Here is a 10,774-nt window from a genome sequence, read left to right on the forward strand (position 1 = left end):
CCTAATGGTCGAACACGCCGACCGTACGCCCACGCCCACCGTTGATCTGGCGCAGCTGTGCTTGCAGGTGCAGGCTCCAGATCTGCGGATCGTCGGCCAGTTCGTAGCCGTGCATCGTCAGGCTTTCAACAATGGTGTCGAGAATCGACTCGGCGGCGACCGGCCCGTGAAACGGACCCTGGGCCTTGATGGCGGAAGGTTGTTCGCCGGCCATGCCGGCAGCGAAGAGCAGCGTCCACATGCCGGTATCGCCGGCCAACGGCTTGATGACGCATTCGATGCGGGTCACAAGACCCAGGCATTGACGGGTGAGGCAGAGGTTGCGCGACATGGCGGCGACCCTCGGTAAAGCCTGTATTCAGCCTTCACGCGAAGGCTGTTTCGATCCAGTGATACTGTCGATGTCCTTGAGCTGAGAATAGAAGAAAAGTCCGCCCAGCAAGCCGGATAGAACCAGAAGGCGCCGAATGGTCATTGTGTGAATTCTGACGCCAGAGTAGTGGCACTTTTCCCGATGATCACCGCAAAATCCAATTTGAAAACAACTGTGGGAGGGGCTTGCTCCCGAAGGCGGTGTATCAATCGACACATTAGTTGATTGATACACCGCCTTCGGGAGCAAGCCCCCTCCCACAATGTTTACCAGGTCAGCGTTCAGGCTGGTTTGGCCTCTGCCAACGCCTCCTGCGCCAGTTCCTTCTCGGCCTCTTTCAGGTCATCTTCGCTGATCATTTCGGCAATCACCCGCAGACGCTCGACCACGCGGGCGTTGACGCTGCCCTCCGGGAACTGGCCTTCGGCATCCGGCTCACCGGCCGGCTCGCCGACCAACAGGCTCAGCGCTTCGTCAGCCTGACGCACCGCGTACACGTGGAACTGCCCGGCGCGCACCGCCGCCAGCACCTTCTCGTCGAGCATCAGGGTGGCTACGTTGGCCTGCGGAATGATCGCGCCCTGCTCGCCCGTCAGCCCGCGTGCCTCGCAGAGCCGGAAGAAGCCCTCGATCTTCTCGTTGACCCCGCCGACCGCCTGGACTTCGCCGAACTGGTTGATCGAACCGGTGATCGCAAAACACTGCTTGAGCGGAGTTTTCGACAACGCTGAAATCAGCGTGCAAGCCTCGCCCAGCGACGCGCTGTCGCCATCGACATAACCGTAGGATTGCTCCAGCGCGATGCTTGCGGAAATCGCCAACGGGAATTCCTGAGCGTAACGACTGCCCAGATACCCGGTGAGGATCATCACGCCCTTGGAGTGAATCGGCTGGCCGAGATTGACCTCACGCTCGATGTCGACGATGCCGCTGCCGCCCGGATACACCGTGGCGGAAATCCGCGCTGGCACACCGAACGCCGAATCACCGACTTCCAGCACGGTCAGCCCGTTGCACTTGCCGACCGCCGCGCCATCAGTGTCAATCAGGATGATACCGGCGAGCATGTCGTCGAGAATCCGTGCCGAGACACGACCGGTGCGGGTTGCCTTGGCTTTCAGCGCACGCTCGATGTGGCCGGCGTCGGTCATTTCATCGCCGGCCAGATGGCGGATGAAATCCGCTTCGCTGACCAGTTGGAACAGGTCGCCGATACGCGCTGACAAACGCCCCTGATGCTCCGCCAGCCGTGCGCTGTAGGTCGCCAGACGCGCGACCGCATCGGCGGTCAGCGGCGCCATGCCTTCTTCCGAGGTACGGGTTTTCAGCAACTGGGCGAATTGCTCCAGGCTTTCGTCGACCATCGGGATGTCTTCGTCGAAGTCGACCAGCACCCGGAACATCTCCTGGAAGTCCGGATCCAGATCCTGCAGCGTGTAATACAACTGGCGCGCACCGATGATCACCACTTTGACCTGCAACGGAATGTGCTGCGGATTGAGGGTCACAGTGGCGAAACGGCCCATCTCGCCCAGCGGCGATTCCATTTTCAACTTGCGCGATTGCAGGGCGCGTTTCAGCGCATCCCACACGAACGGCTCGCTGAGCATTTTTTCCGCTTCCAGGATCAGGAAGCCGCCGTTGGCGCGATGCAGCGCACCCGGGCGCAACTGACGATAAGTGGTGTAAAGCGCGCCCTGATCGGTGGTGTATTCGATACGGCCGAACAGGTTTTCGTAGGTCGGATGCGGCTCGAACACCACCGGCGCACCCCCACTGTGCGGATGGCCCACCACCAGGCTCGGCGCGTATTGCTCCTCCAGCAGCTTGCGCGCCACCGCGTCGGTCTTGCTGTCGTCGACCAGTTGCTCGACCACGGTTTTCAGCAGATACACCTGCATCGCTTGCAGGTAACCGCAGACCGCGGCGTTCTCCGCGTACTTCTCGGACAACGGCGAGAGCAACGGCTGCAAGGCCAGGGTGATGGTTTCTTCATTGAGCTGACGCAGCTGATTGTTCGACTCGCGCTTCCATTGCGGCAGGCTCGCGAGTTCTTCGTTCAGGCGTTCTTCGAGGCCGGAAATGTCCTCGTGAAAGCGCTCGCGCTCGGCTTCCGGCAGTTGCGAAAACTCGGCCTCGTCCAGCGCCTTGCCTTCAAGCATCGGGGTGAACGCGATGTTGCTGCTGTCGCGATACAGGGCGACGTCTTTTTCCAGGGCCAGACGCTCGATGACGTCCAGCGCCTTGTCGTAGCGCTGGTTGAAGGCGCGGTCGATGGCGCTTTTCTTTTGCTGGTAGGACGGGTGTTCGAACACCGCCGGGAAAGTCGCCAGCAGGTTGTCGATCAGACCGTTGATGTCGCCGATGAATGCGCTGGCGGTGCCCGAAGGCAATTCCAGTGCGCGAGGTTCACGCGGCTCATCGAAATTGTTGACGTAGACCCAGTCCGCCGGGGTCTGCAGGCGTTTGCCTTCGGCCTTCAGGTAGCGTTTGACGAACGAGAAGCGGCCGGTGCCGGGTTCGCCCATGACAAAGACGTTGTAACCGGGGCGTGGCATGGCCACACCGAACTGCAAGGCTTCGACCGCACGTTCCTGGCCAAGCACACCGCGAAAGGGCTCCAGATCATTGGTGGTAGTGAAGCTGAACTGTTCAGCGGAAAACGGACGGGTCAGCGCTTCGGGCGCTAGACGCAAGCTGGCAGCAACAGGATCAGGCATCGGGCTTCCTTAACAATCAGGCGGGGCAGATAGCGGCATTCTGGCGCTGCCCGTACCCCACTGGCAAGGCGCGCCACACGACAAAGCATAGACAAGCGCCCTGGTCCGCAGCCGGCCCCGTGAAACCGGGGACATCAACGAATAATCAGCAAAAAATCACGGAACCACAGGAACGTGCCTAAACTCCAAACTGCGCGGCTGGAACAATAACCGGCCCACTGGCTTCAAAAGGGTCTGTCTAGGCAGCACTTGGGGGGCCAGAACCCTGTCCATTGGTATGCACACAAAGAGAACAAAGCTATGAAACGGATTCTTCTCGGTACTCTCTTCACAGTTGTTTCCCTCAACGCCATGGCTCAGGCGCCAGGCGGTCCGGATTGCGGTTGGGGCAACATGCTGTTCGAAGGTCAGCGTGGCACCCCGGCACACTTCCTGGCATCCACCACCAACGGCACCTCCGGTAACGCTACGTTCGGTATGACTTCCGGCACCAACGGTTGCTCGACCAACGCGTCGCTGACCTACGGCGGTAAATCCTGGTTCGCCATGAATGGCATGATGAACGAGCTGTCCGAAGACATGGCCAAGGGCAACGGCGAAGCGCTGACGACCTACGCCGTGGTACTGGGCGTGGCGCCGGAAGACCGTGCGCACTTCGCGGCTGTCACTCACGAGCACTTCCAGCAGATCTTCAGCAAAGCTGACGTGACCGCAGAAGACGTGCATACCAACACTCTGGCCGTACTGAAAAACGACCCTCGTCTGGCCAAGTACGCGACTCAAGCTTAAGCTCGACCCCACCCGCTTCTTTCGGGAAGCGGGTTTTGTTTTGAATGCAATCACTCGAATGTGACGCTGAACCTGTAGTGAGGGGATTTATCCCCGATCGGCTGCGAAGCAGTCGTGAAACCTGTGCATGCGGTGTATCCGATGCATTTGGGATGTAGGTTCTGGGGCCGCTTCGCAGCCCATCGGGACGGTGCGACGTTTCGCTAAATCCCCTCGCCACAGGGGAGTGATCGCAGCCCGAATCGGGTTTTATTTTCTTTCGACTTAAGTTGCCACCTATGCTCAAACGCCTTGCCTGGCTGGCGCTCTGTGTCTGCGCCCCGCTGTCCGCCGCGCCTCACGTCGACCCTCAACGTTTGCAGCAACTGGCCAACGACCGCTTCTGGATTTCCCTCGGTCACTACGAAACCGCCAAGCTCGGCGGCTGGCGCAGCTATGTCAGCGACAAGAAGTTCTTTCTCGCGCCCGATGGCAACGAACACCCCGACCATGAACTGGCCGCTACCGTGCAGGCGCTATACGCCCCGGCCAGTCTCGGCGAGCAACATGCCCAATGCGTCTACCCGGCCCGCACTCGCTGGTTGAAAGCACAACTCAACCTCACCGACCTGCCCGCCCCCGATTGCGCCGAATTCAAGAAATGGTTCAAGGACGTCTCGCCGCACAGTGCGGTGATGATCTTCCCGGCGGCGTATCTCAACAGCCCATCGTCGATGTTTGGCCACACCCTGCTGCGCATCGACCAGGCCGACGTGCAGGCCGACAAGACTTCGCTGCTGAGTTACGCGATCAACTTCGGCGCCTATATCGAAGGCTCGGACAACAGCATTCTCTACGCCTGGAAAGGCTTGATGGGCGGCTACCCGGGGCTGTTCGCGCTGGTGCCGTATCAGGAAAAACTCTCCGAGTACCGCAGCCTGGAAAACCGCGACCTGTGGGAATACCGGCTGAACCTGACGCAAGAAGAAACCGCACGCATGGTCGAGCACGTGTGGGAGCTGAAGCAGATCCAGTTCGACTATTTCTTCTTCGACGAAAACTGCTCCTATCGCCTGCTCGAACTGCTGCAGGTGGCGCGCCCAAGCCTGCGCCTGACCGAGCAATTCCCGCTGACCGCCATCCCTACCGACACGGTCAAAGCGGTGAAAGAGGCCGGGCTGGTGGAAAGTATCGAATATCGCCCGTCACGCGAGCGTGAACTGCTCAGCCGCGCCGAGCCGTTGAGCAAGGAAGAACAGCAATGGGTGCTGAAAGTCAGCGCCGATCAACAGGTGTTACAGGAGCCGACCTTCAAGGCCCTGCCCCGGGATCGCCAGGCGCTGATCATCGACGCCGCGTATCGTCTGGAACGCTACCGCGCCAACGGTCAGGAACGTGATCCGCAACGGGCGCAGCGCAGCTTCGAACTGCTGCGGGCAATCAACAAGAACCCGGCGCCGGACTTGCAGATTCCACAACCGGGCCTGCCCGAAGACGGCCATGAATCGCGCACCTGGCAGGCCGGCATCGGCACCCGGGGCGATCGTGCCTTCGGCGAGTACGGCTTGCGCATGGCCTATCACGATCTCAACGACAACGCCGAAAGCTTCCCCCTCGGCGCGCAGATCGAAATCCTGCAGATGAAGCTGCGTCAATACGAAGGTAATCAATGGCAGTTCCAGCAACTGGATCTCGCAACCATCCGCTCGCTGACCCCGCGCAATGAGTTGCTGCAGCCACTGTCGTGGCAGGTGACCGGCGGCCTCGAGCGCGTACCCGGCAAGCATGATGACGAAAACCTGGTCAGCCACGTCAACGGCGGCGGTGGCGGCACCTGGCAACTGGGCGAAGACACGCTCGGCTTTGCCCTCGGTACGGTGCGGATCGAACACAACAACGACTTCGCCGGGTTCGTCACGCCGGCCGCTGGCTTCAACAGCGGCGTGCTGTGGAAAAACCCGTTGGGCAATCTGAGCGTCGAGGCCAAGGGCGATTACTTCACCAACGGCGAGGTACGCCGCAGCCTGAGCCTGAACCAGCATTGGGAACTGTCGCGCAACCTCGGTTTGCGCCTGACGGCACAGCGTGAGTTCAGCCACGTTGCCACACCGGAGACCGAAGTCATGCTTGAGGTGAAGTGGTATCACTACTGATCTAAAGCCTAATCCATAACCCCTGTGGGAGCGGGCTTGCTCGCGAAGGCGTCGTGTCAGGCGATTCAAATCTCGACTGACCCAGCGCTTTCGCGAGCAAGCCCGCTCCCACAGGGCCCTCCGGTGTTTAACGAATTACTCACATGCCTTTCACCAACGTCCGACGAATCCGCTTCTAGACTTTCCCCATAAGCCGGAGAACCGGCGCGGGAGAGTGCGATGTGGCGGTGTGCGGGGCTGTTGGGGGTTTTGCTGTTGCTCGGGGGTTGCCAGACCACCCATGAAGACTTGATCGCCAAAGGTTATCCACCGGCCTTCGCCGACGGTTTTGACGATGGCTGCGTCAGTGGCCGGCAAGCCGCCGGTTCGATCAGTGGCGAGTTTCGCAAGAACGTGCCGCGCTATCTCAAGGACAAGCAATACGCCGAAGGCTGGACCGACGGCTTTCGCCAATGTCAGGCGATGCTGGAAAACAAGGATCGCGAAGAGTATCGCAACGAGCACTGGGACGAACGTGAGCGCGCCTGGCAGCAGCAGAAAGATCAGGACGCCGGGCGGGCTTATCGCTCGCAATAGGTCGTTTCCAGACATCCAGTGAAACCAAATGCCGGCGACCATGGCCCAATTCCTATAACAGGAGGACACCATGAGCCGCGCTTTCGTCAACGAAGACAACGCCGCCGCGCAAGCCGATCAACCCGTCGAACGGCAGGTCAGTGCGCAGCCCAATTACGTCACACCGCAGGGATTGGCACAGTTACAGGCCAAAGTCGCCGAGCTGCAAAGCCTGCACGCCGAGCAATCGGCCCAAGGCGAACAGGCCGACAAGCAACGGCTGGCCGATCTGGAACGGGATCTGCGCTACTTCAATCAACGCCTCGCCAGCGCACAGGTCGCCGCCCCTGCGACCTCCACCGACAAGGTGCAGATCGGCAGCTGGGTGACCTACGCCGACGAACACAACACCGAAAGTCGGGTGCAATTGGTCGGCGAAGATCAGGCCGACGCCAGTCAGGGCTTGATCAACTGGGCCTCGCCGTTGGGCCGGGCATTGCTCGGTGCCCGGCTCAATGACGAAGTGCTGTGGCAGCGCCCCGCCGGCGATCAGGTGATTGAAGTGATTCGCATCGAACCGGCTTAAACCACACCCTGCGCGAGCATCGCATCCGCGACTTTGACGAAGCCGGCGATGTTCGCGCCTTTGACGTAGTTGATCCGTCCGTTCTCTTCGCCGTAATGCACGCAGGCGTGGTGGATCGACTGCATGATCGCGTGCAGCTTGCTGTCCACCTCACCCGCCGTCCACAGCAGGCGCATGGCGTTCTGCGACATCTCCAGCCCGCTGACCGCCACGCCGCCGGCGTTCGACGCCTTGCCCGGGGCGAACAGAATGCCGGCCTCGATGAAGATATCCACAGCCTCCAGCGTGGTCGGCATGTTCGCGCCCTCGGCCACACACACGCAGCCGTTGCGCAGCAGCGTACGCGCAGCCTCGGCATCGAGTTCGTTCTGCGTGGCACAGGGCAGCGCGATGTCGCACGGCAGCGACCACGGCAACTGACCGGCGCGGAACTCCAGACCGAACGCCGTAGCCAGTTCGCTGATGCGTCCGCGTTTGACGTTTTTCAGTTCCAGCAGTGCCTGCCACTGTTCTTCGCTCAGGCCCGATTCGCAGTACAGCGTGCCTTCGGAGTCGGACAGCGAAATCACCTTGCCACCGAGGTCCATGACCTTGCGCGCCGCGTACTGGGCGACGTTGCCGGAACCGGAGATCGCCACACGCTTGCCTTCGACAGTCTGCCCGCGGCGCTTGAGCATTTCCTCGGCGAAGTACACGCAACCGAAACCGGTGGCTTCCGGGCGAATCAGGCTGCCGCCGTAGGTCATGCCTTTGCCGGTCAACACGCTGGTGAACTGGTTGCTCAAGCGTTTGTACTGGCCGAACAGGAAACCGATCTCCCGCGCCCCGACACCGATGTCACCGGCCGGCACGTCCACGTCGGCGCCGATGTGCCGGTACAACTCGCTCATGAACGCCTGGCAGAAACGCATGACTTCGGCGTCGCTCTTGCCCTTCGGATCGAAGTCCGAACCGCCCTTGCCGCCGCCCATGGGCAACGAGGTCAGGGAGTTCTTGAAGGTCTGTTCGAAGGCGAGAAACTTCAGCACGCCCAGGTTCACCGAAGGATGGAAGCGCAAGCCGCCCTTGTACGGGCCGATGGCGCTGTTCATCTGGATGCGGAAACCGCGATTGACCTGAACCCTACCCTGATCGTCGACCCACGACACGCGGAACACCACCGCCCGCTCCGGCTCGCAGATGCGCTCCAGAATGCCTGAGGTCAGGTAACGCGGATTGGCTTCGAGAAACGGCCACAGACTGCGCAGGACTTCTTCGACAGCCTGGTGGAATTCGGGTTGATCCGGGTCGCGTTTTTTCAGTCGGGCAAGGAAGGATTCGACGGATTCGATCATGGGAAAAGTCTCGGCAAATTTATTGTCGTTGGAAGCGATTGAGCCGGACTGTAGCAAACGATTTGCGCACAGCAACAGCGCAAAATGTCGCAGTTATGAAATTAAATGGTGCACAGGATATAAATCAGGTGGTTTTTTTGGGCTGGTTTTGCACCGGAATAGGGAGATCAAATTGAAGTGATGCACCAACAGTTATACCGCCTTCGCGAGCAAGCTCGCTCCCACACTTGAAATGCGCTCCCCTGTGGGAGCGAGCTTGCTCGCGAAGGGTTCGACTCGGTTGCATCTGAAAAACCCAGGCAAAAAAAACGGAGCCCGAAGGCTCCGCTCTTTTTCATGCAACCAACCTGATATCAGGCCAGTTTCTTGTGGCGTACCCGATGTGGCTGGGCAGCTGCTTCGCCGAGGCGCTTTTTGCGGTCGGCTTCGTACTCGGTGTAGTTACCTTCAAAGAACACTGCTTGCGAGTCGTCTTCGTACGCCAGGATGTGCGTCGCGACGCGGTCCAGGAACCAGCGATCGTGAGAGATCACAATGGCGGCGCCCGGGAAGTCCAGCAGGGCTTCTTCCAGCGAACGCAGGGTTTCAACGTCGAGGTCGTTGGACGGTTCGTCGAGCAGCAGGACGTTGCCGCCCTCCTTCAGGGTCAGCGCCAGGTGCAGACGACCGCGCTCACCACCGGACAGGTCCTTGACGAACTTCTGCTGGTCGCCGCCCTTGAAGTTGAAGCGACCGACGTAAGTACGCGACGGAATCTCGTAGTTGCCGATGCGGATCTGATCGGAACCGTCGGAGATCTGCTGGAACACGGTCTTGCTGCCGTCGAGGTCTTCGCGGCTCTGATCCACGCAGGCCAGTTGCACGGTTTCGCCGACTTCGATGGTGCCGGAATCCGGAGTTTCCTTGCCCATCAGCATGCGGAACAGGGTCGACTTACCGGCACCGTTACCACCGATCACGCCGACAATGGCGCCCTTCGGCATGGAGAACGACAGGTTGTCGATCAGCACGCGATCGCCGTAGCCCTTGGTGACGTTCTTGAACTCGATGACCTTGTCGCCCAGACGCGGACCGGCCGGGATGTAGATCTCGTTGGTTTCCGAACGCTTCTGGAATTCCTGCGACTGCATTTCTTCGAAGCGTTGCAGACGAGCCTTGGATTTCGACTGACGGGCTTTCGCGCCTTTGCGCACCCACTCCAGTTCTTCCTTCATGGCTTTTTCGTGAGCCGACTGCTGCTTGGATTCGGCCGCCAGACGATCGGACTTGGCTTCGAGCCAACCCGAGTAGTTGCCCTCGTAAGGAATGCCCGCGCCGCGGTCGAGTTCCAGAATCCAGCCGGCAACGTTGTCGAGGAAGTAACGGTCGTGCGTGATCGCGACCACGGTGCCCGGGAAGTCGTGCAGGAAGTGCTCCAGCCACGCTACCGAATCAGCGTCCAGGTGGTTGGTCGGTTCGTCGAGCAGCAGCATGTCCGGAGCGGACAGCAGCAGACGGCACAGGGCCACACGACGTTTTTCACCACCGGACAGGTGTTCGACCTTGGCGTCCCAGGCCGGCAGACGCAGGGCGTCGGCAGCGACTTCCAGTTGACGCTCCAGGTTATGACCATCGCTGGCCTGCAGGATCGCTTCGAGCTTGGCCTGTTCGGCTGCCAGCTTGTCGAAGTCGGCGTCCGGATCGGCGTAAGCGGCATAGACCTCGTCCAGACGCGCCTGCGCATCCTTGATCACGCTGACCGCTTCCTCGACCACTTCACGCACAGTCTTGGTCGGATCAAGTTGTGGCTCTTGCGGCAGATAACCGATGTTCAGATCCGGCATCGGACGGGCTTCGCCCTCGAACTCGGTGTCGACGCCGGCCATGATTTTCAGCAGCGTGGACTTACCCGAACCGTTGAGGCCGAGTACGCCGATCTTGGCGCCGGGGAAGAACGACAGCGAAATGTTTTTCAGGATTTCCCGCTTCGGCGGAACAACTTTGCCCAGCCGATGCATGGTGAAGACGTATTGAGCCATGGAGAACCTTGGGTCAGTGACAGATGAATGATTGGAGCGCAGGCGATGCCCGGCCAGACCGATGCGCGTCGTTCACTTGATGGTCATCAATGCGTGCGCGCTGAAAAAGTCTGAGTCTAGGAGCTGGGCCAGACGCTGTTAAAACGTAACGAGCGAAGGAAAGACAAGGCGGAAACAGGCGAGGACGCGGAGTTTACGGGTTGTAAATGAGCAGTCCGAGCCTGTTTTCAACGCAGTATTTCCGAGCGCAGTAGTTTTAACAGTGTC

Annotated in this window: 8 protein-coding genes; 4 read left to right on the forward strand and 4 right to left on the reverse strand. The window is 60.3% G+C overall.

Annotated elements, in window-relative coordinates:
* Position 1: 1 nt before the first annotated feature.
* Positions 2-331 (reverse strand): hypothetical protein, encoded by a 330-nt coding sequence (locus tag V9L13_RS16575; protein ID WP_003228378.1) that lies wholly within the window; start codon positions 329-331, stop codon positions 2-4.
* Positions 332-654: 323 nt separating this feature from the next.
* Positions 655-3,093: an ATP-binding protein gene (locus V9L13_RS16580; protein WP_003228380.1), complete on the reverse strand. Its 2,439-nt coding sequence runs from the start codon at positions 3,091-3,093 to the stop codon at positions 655-657.
* Positions 3,094-3,393: 300 nt separating this feature from the next.
* Here V9L13_RS16580 and V9L13_RS16585 point away from each other — a divergent pair, with 300 nt between their 5' ends.
* From V9L13_RS16585 to V9L13_RS16600, 4 genes are all read left to right on the forward strand, one after another.
* Complete coding sequence (locus tag V9L13_RS16585) at positions 3,394-3,882, forward strand: DUF3015 domain-containing protein (protein ID WP_003228382.1); 489 nt, start codon at positions 3,394-3,396, stop codon at positions 3,880-3,882.
* A 278-nt stretch (positions 3,883-4,160) separates the two neighbouring features.
* The gene (locus V9L13_RS16590; RefSeq protein WP_338800044.1) at positions 4,161-6,014 is read left to right on the forward strand and encodes a DUF4105 domain-containing protein; all 1,854 of its coding nucleotides are present in this window, start codon (positions 4,161-4,163) and stop codon (positions 6,012-6,014) included.
* Positions 6,015-6,233: 219 nt separating this feature from the next.
* The gene (locus V9L13_RS16595) at positions 6,234-6,590 is read left to right on the forward strand and encodes a hypothetical protein (protein WP_007963787.1); all 357 of its coding nucleotides are present in this window, start codon (positions 6,234-6,236) and stop codon (positions 6,588-6,590) included.
* A gap of 70 nt (positions 6,591-6,660) precedes the next feature.
* Positions 6,661-7,155: a GreA/GreB family elongation factor gene (locus tag V9L13_RS16600; RefSeq protein ID WP_226501097.1), complete on the forward strand. Its 495-nt coding sequence runs from the start codon at positions 6,661-6,663 to the stop codon at positions 7,153-7,155.
* Here V9L13_RS16600 and gdhA read toward each other — a convergent pair.
* Positions 7,152-8,489, reverse strand: coding sequence for an NADP-specific glutamate dehydrogenase (gene gdhA / locus V9L13_RS16605; RefSeq protein WP_338800045.1), 1,338 nt, complete (start codon positions 8,487-8,489; stop codon positions 7,152-7,154). The genes V9L13_RS16600 and gdhA overlap by 4 nt on opposite strands.
* Before the next feature lie 353 nt (positions 8,490-8,842).
* Positions 8,843-10,507 carry an energy-dependent translational throttle protein EttA gene (ettA, locus tag V9L13_RS16610; protein ID WP_003228391.1) on the reverse strand — a complete coding sequence of 555 codons (1,665 nt, stop codon included), beginning with the start codon at positions 10,505-10,507 and terminating at the stop codon, positions 8,843-8,845.
* Positions 10,508-10,774: the final 267 nt, after the last annotated feature.

This window comes from Pseudomonas sp. RSB 5.4 (assembly GCF_037126175.1).
Taxonomy (GTDB): Bacteria; Pseudomonadota; Gammaproteobacteria; order Pseudomonadales; family Pseudomonadaceae; genus Aquipseudomonas; species Aquipseudomonas fluorescens_H.